General features: G+C 58.1%; 13 protein-coding genes and 1 tRNA gene. 7 read left to right on the top strand and 7 right to left on the bottom strand.

The window, feature by feature from the left end; genetic code table 11:
- The 4 genes from AC2TDJ_RS05365 to fabI all read right to left on the bottom strand — a co-directional run bounded on the left by AC2TDJ_RS05365 (position 1) and on the right by fabI (position 4,490).
- A complete protein-coding gene (locus AC2TDJ_RS05365; protein WP_480839942.1) occupies positions 1–1,842 on the bottom strand; it encodes a peptidyl-prolyl cis-trans isomerase in 1,842 nt (613 codons plus the stop codon).
- Between the two features lie 82 nt (positions 1,843–1,924).
- Positions 1,925–3,100, bottom strand: a complete 1,176-nt coding sequence (locus AC2TDJ_RS05360; RefSeq protein ID WP_480839940.1) for an aminotransferase — start codon at positions 3,098–3,100, stop codon at positions 1,925–1,927.
- A 69-nt stretch (positions 3,101–3,169) separates the two neighbouring features.
- Positions 3,170–3,679: a xanthine phosphoribosyltransferase gene (gene gpt / locus AC2TDJ_RS05355; protein ID WP_480839938.1), complete on the bottom strand. Its 510-nt coding sequence runs from the start codon at positions 3,677–3,679 to the stop codon at positions 3,170–3,172.
- A gap of 4 nt (positions 3,680–3,683) precedes the next feature.
- Positions 3,684–4,490 carry an enoyl-ACP reductase FabI gene (fabI, locus tag AC2TDJ_RS05350; protein ID WP_480839936.1) on the bottom strand — a complete coding sequence of 269 codons (807 nt, stop codon included), beginning with the start codon at positions 4,488–4,490 and terminating at the stop codon, positions 3,684–3,686.
- A 135-nt stretch (positions 4,491–4,625) separates the two neighbouring features.
- On the opposite strand from fabI, the gene pdxH reads away from it, so the two are divergent.
- From pdxH to AC2TDJ_RS05330, 4 genes are all read left to right on the top strand, one after another.
- Complete coding sequence (pdxH, locus tag AC2TDJ_RS05345; protein ID WP_480839934.1) at positions 4,626–5,231, top strand: pyridoxamine 5'-phosphate oxidase; 606 nt, start codon at positions 4,626–4,628, stop codon at positions 5,229–5,231.
- Between the two features lie 121 nt (positions 5,232–5,352).
- A complete protein-coding gene (locus AC2TDJ_RS05340) occupies positions 5,353–5,880 on the top strand; it encodes a cold-shock protein (RefSeq protein WP_480839932.1) in 528 nt (175 codons plus the stop codon).
- A gap of 8 nt (positions 5,881–5,888) precedes the next feature.
- Positions 5,889–6,353: a DUF192 domain-containing protein gene (locus AC2TDJ_RS05335; protein ID WP_480839930.1), complete on the top strand. Its 465-nt coding sequence runs from the start codon at positions 5,889–5,891 to the stop codon at positions 6,351–6,353.
- A gap of 43 nt (positions 6,354–6,396) precedes the next feature.
- A tRNA-Pro gene (locus AC2TDJ_RS05330) sits at positions 6,397–6,473 on the top strand.
- A 6-nt stretch (positions 6,474–6,479) separates the two neighbouring features.
- On the opposite strand, the gene AC2TDJ_RS05325 is transcribed toward AC2TDJ_RS05330, so the two are convergent.
- Positions 6,480–6,761 carry a hypothetical protein gene (locus tag AC2TDJ_RS05325; RefSeq protein ID WP_480839928.1) on the bottom strand — a complete coding sequence of 94 codons (282 nt, stop codon included), beginning with the start codon at positions 6,759–6,761 and terminating at the stop codon, positions 6,480–6,482.
- A gap of 697 nt (positions 6,762–7,458) precedes the next feature.
- Between AC2TDJ_RS05325 and AC2TDJ_RS05320 the strand changes: the two genes are divergently transcribed.
- Both AC2TDJ_RS05320 and AC2TDJ_RS05315 read left to right on the top strand, forming a co-directional pair.
- Positions 7,459–11,076: a vitamin B12-dependent ribonucleotide reductase gene (locus AC2TDJ_RS05320; RefSeq protein WP_480839926.1), complete on the top strand. Its 3,618-nt coding sequence runs from the start codon at positions 7,459–7,461 to the stop codon at positions 11,074–11,076.
- 542 nt (positions 11,077–11,618) lie between these two features.
- On the top strand, positions 11,619–11,864 hold the full coding sequence (locus AC2TDJ_RS05315; protein ID WP_480839924.1) for an EF-hand domain-containing protein: 246 nt from the start codon (positions 11,619–11,621) through the stop codon (positions 11,862–11,864).
- Positions 11,865–11,918: 54 nt separating this feature from the next.
- On the opposite strand, the gene AC2TDJ_RS05310 is transcribed toward AC2TDJ_RS05315, so the two are convergent.
- Entirely contained in the window at positions 11,919–13,463 is a 1,545-nt protein-coding gene (locus AC2TDJ_RS05310) for a trimethylamine methyltransferase family protein (protein ID WP_480839922.1), read from the bottom strand.
- A 431-nt stretch (positions 13,464–13,894) separates the two neighbouring features.
- On the opposite strand from AC2TDJ_RS05310, the gene AC2TDJ_RS05305 reads away from it, so the two are divergent.
- On the top strand, positions 13,895–14,413 hold the full coding sequence (locus AC2TDJ_RS05305; RefSeq protein WP_480839921.1) for an outer membrane protein: 519 nt from the start codon (positions 13,895–13,897) through the stop codon (positions 14,411–14,413).
- A gap of 15 nt (positions 14,414–14,428) precedes the next feature.
- Here the strand turns inward: AC2TDJ_RS05305 and AC2TDJ_RS05300 are convergent, their stop codons facing one another.
- Positions 14,429–15,616, bottom strand: coding sequence for a pyridoxal phosphate-dependent aminotransferase (locus AC2TDJ_RS05300; protein ID WP_480839920.1), 1,188 nt, complete (start codon positions 15,614–15,616; stop codon positions 14,429–14,431).
- Between the last annotated feature and the right edge of the window lie 12 nt (positions 15,617–15,628).

The raw sequence follows: 15,628 nt of genomic DNA, 5'->3' as shown, positions 1-15,628 counted from the left end.
TTAGTAACTGGCCTGTACGGCGTTCAGGGCCTGTTGATCCACGACAGGACGGGCCCGGGTCTGAGCATCGCGCACGTAGATATCAAAGATGTTCTGTGCAAGCGCCTGATCCAACTGCGCGGCCAGCGCGTCCTGCATCTGACGTTGTTCATCGGTTTCCGCAGGTGGCAGTTCTTCGTCGAGACGCACGATCAGAGCAGTGCCAGGGCCCGGAATAACGCGCAGCTCTCCGGGCTCCATCTCGAATACCTGGCTCATGAAGTTGACCGGTGCATCATCCAGAAACGCCGTCCGGGTCAGCGCGTTTTCCACGCGGAAGGGCAGACCTGTTGCCGCGAAATCACCATCGGTCGCCAGTTGGGTCAAAATGCTGTTGGCCTGTTCCTGCAACGCCTTTGCGGTCTCTGCCTGCACCCATGCGCCGGCCACGCGAGAACGAGCTGTCTCCAGCGGTTCGGGGCGGGGTGGCAAAACCTCGTTCAATCGCAAAGCAAAGATCGAGCCATCTTCGAGAAACGCAACTTCGGGGAAATCACCGTCTTGCACGGCTTCTGCCGCAGTGCGGAACCCGTCATACGCGGCAATGCCGTCGTCGCTCTGCCGGGTCCAGTCAATCGTACCCAGCTCCATATCGGTTTCTGCCGCCAGTTCCTCCAGCGTGGCCCCACCGGCCAACATGTCGTTGATATCTTCGGCCTGCGCCTCGATCTGGCGGCGCGCACGGTCGGCGGCCAGTTCTTCCCGAAGTTCGGCTTCTGCGTCTTCAAAGCTAACGTTATTTGCGGCCAGCGAACCGTTGATGCGGAAAAGGGCGGGGCCAAAGACTGACGGAAGCGGCCCAACCACATCGTCGATCTCGGCCGCAAACACGGCGTCTGCTGCCTCTCCCAGGTCTTCGCGCGTGACGTCGCCCAGATCCACGTCGCTCAGCTCCAGCTCGCGGTCGCGAACCAACTGTTCGAAATCCGCCCCGCCGACTTCAAGCTGTGCCAACGCTTCGGTTGCTTCTGCTTCGCTTGAAAACACCAGACGTTCGACCAGGCGTCGTTCCGGCTGCTGGTACTGCTCGGCCCTCTGGTCAAATAGGCGGCGCACGGTCTCTTCGTCGACTTCGACCGTGTCCAGCAGCATGTCTGGCGACAGAACTGCATAAGTCAGCTGCTTGGTGCGGGGCAGGGTGAACTGATCGGTGTTCTCGTCGTAATAGGCCTGAACCTGTTCGTCCGTCGGCTCAGAGATCGGCGTCTCAAGCGCGTCAGAGGACAGGGTTGCTAGGGTAAAGCTGCGCCGGGCCAGAATATAGTTGGACAGCGCATCGGTCAGGGTGCGCGGCATCTCTACACCGCTCATGACAGCGCCCTGCACGATGGTGCGGGCGGATTCCTTGCGCAGGTCCGCCTCGAACTCGGAGTCCGTCAACCCGACCTGCTCAAGCTGAAAGCGGTAGGCCTCGCGATCAAACTCGCCGTTGACGCCTTGAAAGGCTTGAATTTGCACGATTTCCTTTTGCAGGTTCTCGTCACCGATTGAAACGCCCAACTGAGCAACCTCGTTGTCCAGCGCGGCCAGTGCGATCAGGCGTGACAGGGCCAACCGGTCCAAGCCCAGGTCGCTGGCCTGAGACATCTGCATCGGCTGGCCGGTCTGCGCTTCGACCGCCCTGATTTCCCGTTGCAATTCACGCACATAGGAATCGATCGAAACGTTTTCATCGCCAACCTGCGCAACGGTTCGCACTGTGCCGGTGAGGCTGGTCGCACCAAACCCGGCCAGGCCCAGCATCAAAAGGCCCATGAGGATCCAGACAAAGGTCTTCGATAGGTTATTCATGCCTGCGGCCATGGTGCCCTCTTGCTTTGGTGGTGGCAGGAACTGCCCGGTCGGTTGGCGCCCTGAATACGACGCGCACCGCCGAGGGGCAAGCTCAGAAGGTTACCGCTTGCAAACGGTCGAACAACCGCTCGATTCCGGCGCGATCAAGATTGGCGAAAGCCACGCGCACCTGTCGCTTTCCGGCCGGGTCGTGATCGGGCATGAACATCGTGCCCGGCAACAACAGGACGCCTGCTTCGCTGACCAATCGGCGGGCAAGCTCGTCCGAGTCGATGTCGAAGGGGTGTTCGAGGTAGGCGAAATAGGCGCCAAGCCCCAGCAGCCGCCATCCTTTGTCGGCAAGACGGGGCATACCTTCACTGATTGCGGCACGGCGGTCGAGAATCTCGTTGCGTTCAGCCGCCACCCATTCAGACAGGTGCTGCATGCCCCAGAGGGCGGCAAACTGGCCGATTTGGCCGGGGCAGATTGCAACCGTATCCAGAAACTTCTCCATCTCTGCCAAAAGCGCGGCGCTGCTGGCGACGGCGCCCACACGGTGCCCAGTCAATCGGTATGCTTTTGAGAATGAATAAAGATGAACCAGCGTATCCTGCCAGTCCGGCAACTGGAACAATTCGTGCGGTGGTCCGCTGCGGCTGTCAAAGTCGCGGTAGGTTTCATCGACGAGCAGGCGAATGCCCGCCTCCTGTGCTAGTTCATAGAAAGCACGCACAAGATCGGCGGGATACTCCACGCCGCCGGGATTGTTGGGGGTTACCAGCGCAATCGCGCGGGTTTTGTCGGTGATCAGGCCTCGGGCCCTGGCCGGATCGGGAAGCAGGTCGTCACCGGTCGGTAAATCGACGGCCTTAACGCCTGCCATGTCCAGCCACATTTTGTGGTTAAAATACCACGGGGTTGGCAGGATGATTTCATCCCCTTGATCAGTGATTGCCGAAACGACGGCCGAAAACGCCTGATTGCAGCCTGAGGTGATTGCCACTTGATTCTGGGAAATCCGGGCCGCGTAATGATCGCCGATTTGCACAGCAAGTTCCGCGCGCAGATCATCGTTTCCCAATACGGGCCCATAAAGATGGGCGCTGTCCTCTGAGATGGCGAATTCGGCCATGGCCTCGCGCAGCGCGAGGGGCGGCGGATCAACCGGGGCCGCCTGACTGACATTGATCAGCGGGCGGTCGGTGGGAAATGTGACCCCTTCAAGCCACCGGCGTGCCTCCATCACCGGAGGGGGAAAGGTGGCTGTGGTGCGGGTCTGGATCATGGCGTGCCGTTCTTGAGGCGAGGAACCTCCTCGCGCTTCGAGGTGTTTGTTGTGGAGAAATCCGTGGGATCAGTCGGTGCCCCGGTAGGGTTCGACATATTGCAGTGCCATGTCCCATGGAAAAAAGATCCAAGTGTCCTGGCTGACTTCGGTAATGAACGTGTCGACCATGGGGCGGCCCTTGGGTTTGGCATACACCGTCGCAAAATGCGCCTTGGGGTACATTACCCGCACAAGCTCCAGCGTTTTGCCGCTGTCGACGAGATCGTCGATGATCAGAATGCCTTCACCATCTCCCATCAGGTCCTTGTCCGGCGACTTCAGAACTTCGGCTTCGCCCTGGGCCTGATGGTGGTAAGATCTCACGCTGATCGTGTCGACAGTGCGAATGTCCAGCTCGCGGCTGACGATCATCGCCGGTGCCATGCCGCCGCGTGTAATCGCGACGACTGCGCGCCATGCACCGTCATCTGGGCCTTGGCCGTCCAGCCGCCACGCCAACGCGCGCGAGTCGCGGTGGATCTGATCCCAACTGATGTGAAAACCTTTTTCGTGGGGTAGGCGGTCTTTGGCGCTCATGATCTTAACCCTTTTCAACGTCCGGCGCGTCTACGGCTTTCATGCCGACGATGTGGTATCCGGAATCAACGTGCAGATTCTCGCCGGTCACACCGCTTGACAGATCGGACAGCAGATAGAGGGCCGACTTGCCGACATCGTCAATTGTCACATTGCGGCGGAGGGGCGAATTGTACTCGTTCCACTTCATGATGTAGCGGAAATCGCCAATGCCGCTGGCGGCCAGCGTCTTGATCGGCCCCGCCGAGATCGAATTGACGCGGATGCCGTCCTTGCCCAGGTCTTCCGCGAGGTACTTGACGGATGCCTCAAGCGCGGCTTTGGCGACACCCATGACATTGTAATGCGGCATGACCTGCTCGGCGCCATAATATGTCAGGGTGATTGCGCTGCCGCCCTCGGCCATCATCTTTTCAGCCCGCTGCATCACGGCGGTGAAGGAATACACCGAGACATCCATGGTCAGGTTGAAATTGGCGCGGCTGGTGTCGACGTAACGACCGCGCAGTTCGTTCTTGTCCGAAAACCCGATCGCGTGAACCACGAAGTCCAGCTTGCCCCACTTCTGTTCGAGCGAAGTGAACAGGGCGTCAATCGATTCTTCGTCGCTGACATCGCAGGGCAAAACGATTTCGCTGCCCAACTGGGCGGCAAGTGGATCGACGCGTTTCTTCAGCGCATCGCCCTGATAGGAAAAAGCAAGCTCGGCGCCGGCATCGGACAAGGCGCGCGCGATCCCCCAAGCGATAGATTTGTCATTGGCCAGTCCCATGATGAGGCCGCGTTTTCCGGCCATCAACTGATTTGACATGTTCGGTTCTCCGCCAGTCGTCGCATTGTGTTCGGTTGGTTTATGCCATTGATTGCCCTGCATCAAGGCCATGCGCTCTTGCCCGCAGCGGGTTCTCGCCTTAGGGTCGGGACCAATTGTTTCCAGGGGATGGAAATGAACGAGCGCAGTGGCATCTTTGCCGGCACCGATCCGTTTGAAATAGCGCGGCGGTGGCTGGGTGAAGCTGAGAAAACGGAATCCAATGACCCGAACGCAGTTGCCCTGGCAACTGTGGATGAGGACGGGTTGCCCAACGTTCGCATGGTGCTGTTGAAAGACATCGAAGCGGACGCTTTTGTCTTTTACACAAACTACCACAGCACCAAAGCGGCAGAATTGGACGGCTCGGGCAAGGCGGCGTTTGTCATGCACTGGAAATCGTTGCGGCGCCAAATCCGCGTTCGTGGTACAATCAGCCGGGAAGACGGCCCGCAGGCGGATGAGTATTATGCCTCGCGCTCGCTCAAAAGCCGTTTGGGGGCCTGGGCCTCACGTCAGTCGCAGCCATTGGAAAGCCGAACCGCGCTGATGGCCGAGGTGGCCAAAGTTACGGCAAAGCTGGGCCCGAACCCGCCGCGCCCTGAATTTTGGGGCGGTTATCGGTTAAAGCCGACCGAGATCGAATTCTGGGCAGATGGAGCTTTCCGTTTGCATGACAGGTTCCAGTGGCGGTGGAATCCCGACCGTTCGGAATGGCACATACAAAGGCTGAATCCATGACACTCGCGTATCGTGAAATGCAACGGCCCATAAATAAAGGACTTTTTCGGCTTGAATTTGTGTGCCAATCTCATAGAAACCAAACCCTTAACGACCTTAATGCTTTCGTGATGGGAAAACAGTGCCAGAAGATCTGAACAGCATGTATCGCGTCCGTGGACACGTTAAATGGTTCGATCCCGCAAAGGGGTACGGATTTGTTGTGTCCGAAGAAGGCGGCCCGGATATTCTGTTGCACGTCAACGTGCTGCGCAATTTCGGCCAAAGCTCCGTCGCGGACGGTGCAGGTATCGAGATCATGACGCATCGCACCGACCGGGGTGTTCAGGCGGTCGAAGTGATCAGTGTCGATCCACCCGCCCGGGCCGAGTCGATGATGCTGGCTGATTTTGCTGAGCTGGACCCGAACGTAATCGCGGCGGCACCGTTGGAAGCTGCGCGAGTCAAATGGTTCGACAAGGGCAAGGGATTTGGCTTTGCCAACGTGTTTGGCAGCAGCGAAGATGTGTTCCTGCATATCGAAGTCCTGCGTCGATCCGGCCTTGCGGACCTGCAGCCGGGCGAAGCATTGGCGATGCGCGTGATCGACGGCAAGCGCGGCCGCATGGCGGCGCAGGTTCTTGCCTGGGAAGCAGCTCTGAACAGCTGAGAGCCGTGATGAAGTTTGCCTCTCTCCTGGTGATTCTCACTTTGATACTTAGTGCGGCCGCCAGAGCAGAGTGCAGGTTGGATCGAGTAGACCTGAAGAACGAAAATTCGCAGGTTCGCTTCGACATCGAACTGGCCCGGACTCCTCAGGAAAGATCACGCGGGTTGATGTTTCGTGAAGAACTGCCTGCACGCTCCGGGATGCTTTTCGTGTTCGATCCGCCGCAACGCGTGGCCTTCTGGATGAAGAATACTCTGATCCCCCTGGACATGATTTTTGTCGATCGGTCGGGGACAGTAACCCATGTACACGAAATGGCGATTCCCGGAGATCTGACGCCAATCGAAGGCGGAGATTCGGTTTATGCGGTGCTGGAAATCAATGCGGGCCTTGCCGCAAGCTATGGTATTCGGCCCGGTACACGGATGCGGCACGAAATTTTTTCGCAAGGCCCCGCGATTTGGCCTTGTTAGGGGTTTTCAAATCAAATCGGCATCGTTAGGAAGGCGCACGGTCCGGGGCGTGGCGCAGTCTGGTAGCGCACCTGTTTTGGGTACAGGGGGTCGTAGGTTCGAATCCTGCCGCCCCGACCACTTCTCTCACAATACTGGTGTTCCACCATATCCGATATAGATGTCGGAGAGGTCACGATCCAACGCATCCCCTTGGACCGGAACTTTCACTGTCGACCCGTTTCTTTGCGGAACTAGAAAGAACAAATCCGCGTCGACCCGATACCCTTGGCTATTCTTGGTCGAACTCAGGCGCGTCACGATTTGCGGCAGGTTCTGTGGATAGCCGTCATAGTTGAGAATCAGAAACGCCGTGGTTTGTGGCGACAGCAACTCGCGGCATTCAAAGGTGCTCTGACCCGTTTTCACATAGTCTTCTCCCGGCCCTGCACAGTCTGTTTCGAAAGAGGTGAACAGTTTTTTCGGATAGTCAGCGAATTGTGCGCTACGGGATGCAGGCGGCAATTCCTGTGGTGCGCAGGACACTGTAAGGACCAGGATTGGTAGCAGTCGCAACAAATGCATAATTAAATCCGGCCTTGTTCAAATCCGTTCACTTCCGTCGAGTATGGCACGCGTTCAGATTTCGCGAAGATGATTCTCTTACACCTACGTTAATTGTGTTGCAGATGATCTACTGCCTGTAACTGTGGTGTTCATAACAGGAAATCAATTTGAATGTTCGCGGCGTTGATCTGACGTAACTGTGAATCGATTTGTGGAGGAATCGCGGATTGGCGGTTTACCGCCGGTTTCGTGGGTTACGTCAACAAAAAAGATTTCAAAAATGACGGAAAAAGAACGTTGACCTCCTATGGGTAGATACGCCAAATTGTATGGGCCGAAAGGATTGCCACTAAATCTGGTAGCGAAATAGCCAGAACAGGCAATGGGCGAGGGTCGGAAAGCACTTAATTGCGACGTGCAACCGTTTGATCGGTTCTGCGCTGTCTTGGACGGCGCACCGTCCCGTAGTGTCCGAAATTTGGCGGCAAGGCGGGCGGCACCCCGCAGGACAAGTTTAAGTGCCGGGAAGCGAACATTGGGCTGAATTGGGGCTGCGGAAATGAAGATTGAAAGAAAGTTCACCAAACCAGGGCAAGATGCATACGCAGATCTGGATTTTGTGTCGGCGACCTCGGAAATCCGAAACCCTGATGGCACCATCGTGTTCCGACTCGACGAAATCGAAGTCCCGGCCAGTTGGAGTCAGGTGGCCAGTGATGTCATCGCGCAGAAGTATTTCCGCAAGGCCGGTGTTCCGTCCAGGCTGAAAAAGGTCAAAGAGAAGGACGTTCCCGAATTCCTGTGGCGCTCTGTCCCCGCTGATGGTGCTGAATTCGACGGCGAAACCTCCTCAAAGCAAGTGTTCGACCGTTTGGCCGGCGCTTGGGCATATTGGGGCTGGAAGGGTGGCTATTTCTCGACCGAAGAAGATGCGCGTGCTTACTTTGACGAGATGCGTTATATGCTGGCCACGCAGCGTGCGGCGCCGAACTCTCCGCAGTGGTTCAACACCGGTCTGCACTGGGCCTATGGAATCGATGGCCCGGCGCAGGGCCATCACTATGTCGATTACAAAACCGGCAAGCTGACCAAATCAAAATCCGCTTACGAGCATCCGCAGCCGCACGCATGTTTTATCCAGTCCGTTGATGATGATCTGGTGAACGAAGGCGGCATCATGGATTTGTGGGTGCGCGAAGCGCGCCTGTTCAAATACGGCTCGGGCACCGGGACCAACTTCAGCCATCTGCGTGCAGAAGGCGAGGCGCTGTCGGGTGGCGGCAAGTCCTCGGGCCTCATGGGCTTTCTCAAGATCGGCGACCGCGCCGCTGGCGCGATCAAATCAGGCGGGACAACCCGTCGGGCAGCAAAGATGGTAATCGTCGATGCAGATCACCCGGATATCGAGCAATTCATCGAATGGAAGGTGATCGAAGAGCAGAAGGTGGCCTCGATCGTTGCCGGATCGAAGATGCACGAGAAGATGCTGAACGGCATTTTCGAGGCCATCCGCTCATGGGACGGTGCGCAGGACGATGCGTATGATCCCAACACCAATGACAGCCTGAAGAAAGCGGTTCGCGAGGCGAAAAAAGTCGCGATCCCCGAAACTTACATCAAACGTGTGTTGGATTACGCCAAGCAGGGCCATGACAGCATCGAATTCCCAACCTACGACACCGACTGGGATTCGGAAGCCTACAGCTCGGTTTCGGGCCAGAACTCGAACAACTCGATCCGTGTGACAAATGCATTCCTGACCGCCGTCGAGAAAGACGCGGATTGGGAACTGATCAACCGCACGGACGGCAAGGTTGCTCGCACAGTTAAAGCACGCGACCTATGGGAAAAGGTCGGCCACGCTGCATGGGCTTGTGCTGATCCCGGCATCCAGTTCCACGACACGGTCAACGAATGGCACACATGCCCCGAAGACGGAGAGATTCGCGGCTCGAACCCGTGCTCGGAATACATGTTCCTGGACGACACGGCCTGTAACCTGGCGTCGATGAACCTGCTGACCTTCCTCAAGGATGGTGAGTTCCAAGCGGCCGACTACATGCACGCCTCCCGTCTGTGGACCCTGACGCTGGAAATCTCAGTGACCATGGCGCAGTTCCCGTCGAAGGAAATCGCGCAACTGTCCTATGACTTCCGCACTTTGGGTCTGGGTTACGCCAATATCGGTGGCCTGCTGATGAACATGGGCTACAGCTACGACTCGGATGAGGGCCGGGCGATCTGTGGCGCACTGACCGCGATCATGACCGGTGTAGCCTATGCGACCTCGGCCGAGATTGCCGGAGAGCTTGGCCCGTTCAAAGGTTACGAACGCAACGCCGACCACATGCTGCGCGTCATCCGTAACCACCGCCGTGCGTCGCAGGGTGTGACCGAGGGTTATGAGAAACTGGCGGTGAAGCCGGTTCCTCTGGATCACGACAATTGCCCGGACAAGCGTCTGATTGATCTGGCCATGTCAGCCTGGGACGAGGCGCTGAGCCTCGGCGAAAAGAACGGTTACCGCAATGCGCAAGCGACTGTAATTGCGCCCACCGGCACCATCGGTCTGGTGATGGATTGCGACACCACCGGAATCGAACCGGACTTTGCACTGGTGAAGTTCAAGAAGTTGGCCGGCGGCGGTTACTTTAAGATCATCAACCGCTCGGTGCCGTCGGCACTGGAAAAGCTGGGTTATTCCTCGTCTCAGATCGAAGAGATCGTGGGTTACGCGGTCGGTCACGGCACCATCGGCAACGCGCCGGGGATCAACCATACCTCGCTGACGGGTCATGGCTTTGGCCCCAATGAGCTGGCCAAGGTGGATGCCGCGCTGGAAAGTGCCTTCGACATCCGGTTCGTGTTCAACCAGTGGACACTAGGCGAGGATTTCTGCACCGGCGTTCTGGGCATCCCGGCAACCAAGCTGAATGACCCGACCTTCGACCTGCTGCGTCATCTGGGCTTTACCAAGGCGGATATCGACGCGGCCAACGACCACGTTTGTGGAACCATGACGCTGGAAGGGGCGCCGCATCTGAAGGAAGAGCATTACGCGATCTTCGACTGCGCCAACCCGTGCGGCAAGAAAGGCAAGCGTTTCCTTGGGGTTGATAGCCACATCACTATGATGGCTGCAGCGCAAAGCTTCATCTCGGGCGCGATCAGTAAAACGATCAACATGCCGAACGACGCGACCATCGAGGATTGCCAGAAGGCCTATGAACTCAGCTGGTCGCTGGGTGTTAAGGCGAATGCATTGTACCGCGATGGCTCGAAACTGTCGCAACCTCTGGCAGCGGCGCTGGTCGAGGATGACGATGAGGCGGCGGAAGTGCTGGAAAGCGGTTCGACGCAGGAAAAAGCCGTCGTTCTGGCCGAAAAGGTGATCGAGAAGGTTGTGGTCAAGGAAATGATCCGCAGCCATCGTGAGAAACTGCCGCATCGCCGCAAAGGATACACGCAGAAGGCGATCGTGGGTGGCCACAAGGTCTATCTGCGGACCGGTGAGTTCGAAGACGGCAAGCTGGGCGAGATCTTCATCGACATGCACAAGGAAGGCGCTGGCTTCCGGGCGATGATGAACAACTTTGCCATCGCTGTGTCGGTCGGTCTGCAATACGGTGTGCCGCTGGAAGAGTTCGTGGATGCCTTCACCTTCACCAAGTTCGAACCAGCAGGGATGGTGCAGGGCAACGACTCGATCAAGAACGCGACCTCGATCCTGGATTACATCTTCCGCGAACTGGCCGTGTCCTATCTGGACCGCACCGATCTGGCCCATGTGAAACCTGAAGGCGCGACCTTTGACGATCTGGGCCGGGGCGAGGAAGACGGTTTGTCAAATGTCTCGGAAATCAGCGACAGTGCGGCCACCAAGTCCTTGGAAGTGCTGAAACAAATCAGCTCGACAGGCTATTTGCGCAAACGCCTGCCGCAGGATCTGATGGTTTTCAACGGCGGACAGGCCGAAGTGAACGGCTTGGCAGAAACAGCCGCGCAGTTCGAAGCGCCGGCGGAAACCGCCGTGGCGACCAGCATGGACGCCCGCACCAAGGCCAAGATGCAGGGCTATGAGGGCGATCCCTGCGGTGAATGCGGCAACTACACATTGGTGCGCAACGGCACCTGCATGAAGTGCAACACCTGCGGCGCGACAAGCGGGTGTAGCTGAGGAAAACGCCCCGGCAACCCGGGGTGCAGGGGTCGGAAGCTGCCACAGTGACCGGCCCCGACGAATACGGAGCAAGGCCTGAGACTTACCCAAGGCGCCTTGCTCCACTCGGTCGGCATGCCCGTGTCGACCGGGAACAGGGTGGGGCGGAATATTGCTCCCTCCCACTCTCTCACGGGGCGGGTGCGCTCGTCCCATGCGCAGTCCAGGCCGCAGGCAAAAAAACACCGGGCGGTCAACGATATGAGCCTGGAAGGCGAAACTGACAGGGGGCTTCGGCCCCCTTTCTTTTTGAGGCTGCCGAGTCGCCGATTTGAGCACAGGTTCGCCGGATCACTGCAATTCTGTCGGGCAAGAACCGCCGAAACGCCCATTGGTCATTTTGTACAGCGGCGGATTGCGGATGCGACTCGGCGAAACACGCGGAGATTGGCGCGAAAACGCAAAAGTCCCGCAAAACGGGTGACGAGGGGGTGGGTGAGGGTGTTTTTGATGCCTGTCCGGACACCAAGACACAAAAAACTCACTCAGGAGGCACCTTTATGAAACCGCAAAACATGGCTGTCATTTCAGCAATTGTACTTGGACTGCCGACTCTGGCAGTTGCGCAATCCACGGCTGACGCCAACGGCGACGGGGTACTGACCATCGAAGAAGTTCAGGCCGTTGTGCCCGAAGTTGACGCCGACGTCTTCTCGACCATGGATACAAATGGTGACGGCGCGCTGGACGCGGACGAGATCGCGGTGGCGCAGGAAGCCGGTCTGCTTCCCCCAAGCAACGGCTGATCTCTCATCGCGACGGCGGCCCGACTCCGTTCGGGCCGCTGCATTTTCAACGGGTTATACAGGCAAGTGAATGCTGAATTTGGCGCGCAGTTCAGCATCCAGAAGGGGATCGAATTTCGCTTGTGACGGGGTGGCCAGGATTTCTTCCTTACGCGCAATCGCCTTTTCGATCAGATCCGGTTTGCCCAGTTCCGCCCACTCCTTGGGCGACGTTCGGTCGCCCAGTGCAGGGTAGACGTAGTCCACCTGCATCCGGCTGAGGGTGGCATCCGTTCCGAGGTAATGCCCGGGCCCGCCCAGGCAAACCTCGGCGATCTGGTCGAGAGCCAACGTGTCATCCGTGACTTCGATTCCACGTACGCAGCGCAGGGCCTGACCAATCAGATCATCACTAAGGATCAGGCTTTCAAGGCAGAAACCCAGCAGCGACGAATGCATGCCGGCAGCCTCGTACACCATGTTGAGACCGGCCAAACCTGCCATGACGTTTGAGCACATTTGCTCCCAGCCGGCTTGCATGTCCGGCAGTTTCGAATCCGATGCACCGGCCGCGGCGCCACCGGGCAGGCCATAAAACTTGTGCATTTGCGCGCAGCCTGCGCTCAGCAGGGCCTGCTCACCGGATCCGACCGACATTGCACCGGTACGCAGGTCCAGACCGAACGGCCAGGTGCCGAAAACTGCCGGAGCGCCGGGTTTGACAGCATTTACATAGACCAGACCAGCCAGACATTCGGCCGTGGCCTGCGTGATGGCGCCGGCAATAGTGGACGGCGCCGTTGCGCCTGCCATGCCCGCTGACAGAAGCAGAACCGGCATTCCGGCCTTGATGCAGGCCTCCATCACCTCGCAACTTTCGGTTGCAAATTTCATTGGCGGCACGACAAAACAGTTGGAGTTCGACACGAATGGCCGTTCGCGCCATTTTTCCTCGCCACCAGCGATCATGTGCAGCATTTCCATGGCCGGAGCGACATAGCTTGGATCGGTGAACGAGGTGCCAACATGCTTGTACGTGCCCGAGCAGCACGCGTAGATGGTGTTCAGATCCATCTCTCGATTGTCCAGGATATCGCGGCACACCATGGGGCGCTGGACAAAGTGGATATTATCCAGCCTGTCACAAATGCGGGACGCATCATGCAGGTCCTGAACCGTCGAATCGCGATACTCGCGCCCGTGGACGTCGACCATGTGAACGGCGGCACCGGCGGTTCCGTAATGTACGCGATTTCCAGACAACTCCAGGTCGGTTTTGCCGTCACGGCTATACAACGTGACCGAGCGGTTTGCCTTGGCCAGCATGTCCTCGACCAGTGCGCGGGGGAAGCGGATGCGACCGTCCTCGCCCAGAATGCAGCCCGCACCAACAAGGTAGTCGATGCCACTTTGCGGTGCGTCGGCCAGACCGATGGTTTCCAGTGCGGTCAGGGCTGCGGTGTGAATACGCTCCATATCCTGCTGGCTGAGCGGCTTGTAGGTTCCGCCCTCCATACCGGGGCGCACTGGACGCAAATGGTCGGGCAGGGCGCTCGAGCGAGCTGCGCGACGGGCCGAGCGGCCGCCACTGCGCGAGGAGTTTCGGGATTGATCATTCATTATTTTTGGGTCCGGTTACTAGACAGGATGTACGTTTTGGCGGGCTCAACCCGCCAGAGGCCGCCCCCTTGCGGCACGTCCCCGGTCCGCACCGATGGTGCGGCTTACAAGGGATATCTTCCATACATCGTTCTTCATCAGAGCCCTCGGCATTTCATACGAGAATAGGCAACCAACGCCGGCATAATCTGTTCTATTTGCGACCACTGCGCGGAATTCTTTAACCATGCTGCACTTCCTCTCGACAGTGCCGAATGGCCTAAATGTCACGCAAGATTCCGTGAGGAAATGTTTTTTCCCGCAAGGATGGAATTCTGTTAAGCTGATATCAGTTATTTAATGAGGAACTTTGGGTTAGCTGATTTTCTGGCATGCTTCAGATTCGCGTGAGGCAACCCGCCAAAACCGGCAGCGCACGTCCGGAGGTTTGAGTGAAACCGATTAAGGCCATACTGTCCGCAATTCTGATGTTGAGCGCCGGACCGGCGCTGGCGGAGGATTGGACGGGAGTTTTTGCCGGGTTTAGCTTTGGATATTCAGATGTTGATGGCCCCGGCGGCAGTGGCGGCAACGATTTTGTTTTCGGCCCCCATATTGGATACGACTACGATTTCGGCAATTTCGTTCTGGGCGGAGAGCTGGAATACAACCGCTTTAACCTGGATCTCGGGCAATCTGAAGGAACCCTCGACAGCATGTCCCGGCTGAAACTGCGGGGCGGCTACGACTTTGGATCGGCCCTTGGCTACGTGGTTGTTGGTACTGCGCGCGCGGACACATCCGGCAGAAGTGACACCGCAGCTGTCTATGGGATCGGCGTCGCGTATCCGATCGGGGACAGGTTCGTCATCAGCGGCGAGGCCTTGCGCCAGAATTTCGATGACGTGACTCGGTCCAGCGGTGGGCTGGATGCAAATGTCATCAATCTGCGCACGACATTCCGTTTTTAACGAGCGCTGCGTGCCTTAGGCGGCACCCCTGTCCCGAGACAACTGACCGGCGAAATCGCACAACACTTTCAGCGAATCCTCGAATCTCTCATCATCAACCGTCATCGCGACGCGCACGTGACCCGCGGCAGCAACGCCGAAGCTTTCACCGGGCATAACGGCAATGGAATGTGCGTCCAGCAGGGCGTTTGCGAACCCCTCACCGCTCAGGCCGGTGGCGCGAATATCCAGCATCAGATACATCGCCCCCTGTGCCGGGATCAGACCGACAGTGTTTTGCTGCGCAAGCAGCCGTGTTGCCAGTTCACGCCGCCGGCGGAATGGGGCGGCTACCTCTTCCTCGGGTCCCTGACCCGCGCTAAGGGCAAAACTTGCAGCGTCCTGAATGAACCCCGGTACGCCATAGGTTGTATGGGTCGCCAGATTGATCAGGTGTTCGATCACCTCTTCCGGGCCGACGATCCATCCGCAACGAGAGCCGGTCATTGCATGAGATTTGGACATGGAGCCAACGACCAAAGTACGCTCGTCCATGCCAGCCAACGCACGGGGCGAAAGGTGCGATCCTTCCCAAACCTGAGTGTCATAAACCTCGTCCGAGATCAGCCACAGATCGTGGCGCTGGCAAAGTTCAGCGATCATGCTTAGCGTTTCGGGGGAATAAACCACGCCAGTTGGATTGTTCGGCGTGTTGATCAGCAGGGAAACGGCCCCGTCCGCGTGCTGTTCTATTTCATCCGCGCGGGGCTGAAAGGCGTCCTCAGCGTGTGTCTGAACCGCTTTGGCGATCCCCCCCGCGCCGCGTATCGTGCCGGGGTAGGTGGCGTAATAGGGATCCAGGAACAATCCCGTATCGCCGGGATTGCACACCGCGACGTGAGCGGCGAACAGGGCGGCCTGACCGCCTGGCGTGATCAACACGTTGTGGCGCGAAGTTTTCACTCCGGTGCGCATCTGAACCCGAGCGGCCACAGTGTCGCGCAGCAGATCGGTGCCGGGAACCATCGCATAGCCCGTGTGCCCGCTTTGGGCAGAGGCATACATTTCCGCAAGTATCTCGGGGCTTGTCCCGATGTCATGTTCACCGATCGTCAGTTCGGTCACTGCATGGCCTTCCGAAATCATGCGGCGCGCGCGGTAAAACACGTCCCAGCCATCGGAACCACCTTGGGTCAGATGTGTGATGCGATGCGACAGTTTCATTCCACGCCTCCC

This window comes from Ruegeria sp. HKCCD6647-2, assembly GCF_057221075.1.
Note: the sequence above shows the minus strand (reverse complement) of the source record. Positions and strands in the feature narration are given on the sequence as shown.

Coding starts and splice junctions, on each gene's coding strand:
- AC2TDJ_RS05310 (WP_480839922.1), bottom strand. CDS start 13,463: ATGAATGATCAATCCCGAAACTCCTCGCGCAGTGGCGGCCGCTCGGCC.
- AC2TDJ_RS05365 (WP_480839942.1), bottom strand. CDS start 1,842: ATGGCCGCAGGCATGAATAACCTATCGAAGACCTTTGTCTGGATCCTC.
- AC2TDJ_RS05315 (WP_480839924.1), top strand. CDS start 11,619: ATGAAACCGCAAAACATGGCTGTCATTTCAGCAATTGTACTTGGACTG.
- AC2TDJ_RS05320 (WP_480839926.1), top strand. CDS start 7,459: ATGAAGATTGAAAGAAAGTTCACCAAACCAGGGCAAGATGCATACGCA.
- AC2TDJ_RS05335 (WP_480839930.1), top strand. CDS start 5,889: ATGAAGTTTGCCTCTCTCCTGGTGATTCTCACTTTGATACTTAGTGCG.
- fabI (WP_480839936.1), bottom strand. CDS start 4,490: ATGTCAAATCAGTTGATGGCCGGAAAACGCGGCCTCATCATGGGACTG.
- AC2TDJ_RS05300 (WP_480839920.1), bottom strand. CDS start 15,616: ATGAAACTGTCGCATCGCATCACACATCTGACCCAAGGTGGTTCCGAT.
- pdxH (WP_480839934.1), top strand. CDS start 4,626: ATGAACGAGCGCAGTGGCATCTTTGCCGGCACCGATCCGTTTGAAATA.
- AC2TDJ_RS05360 (WP_480839940.1), bottom strand. CDS start 3,100: ATGATCCAGACCCGCACCACAGCCACCTTTCCCCCTCCGGTGATGGAG.
- gpt (WP_480839938.1), bottom strand. CDS start 3,679: ATGAGCGCCAAAGACCGCCTACCCCACGAAAAAGGTTTTCACATCAGT.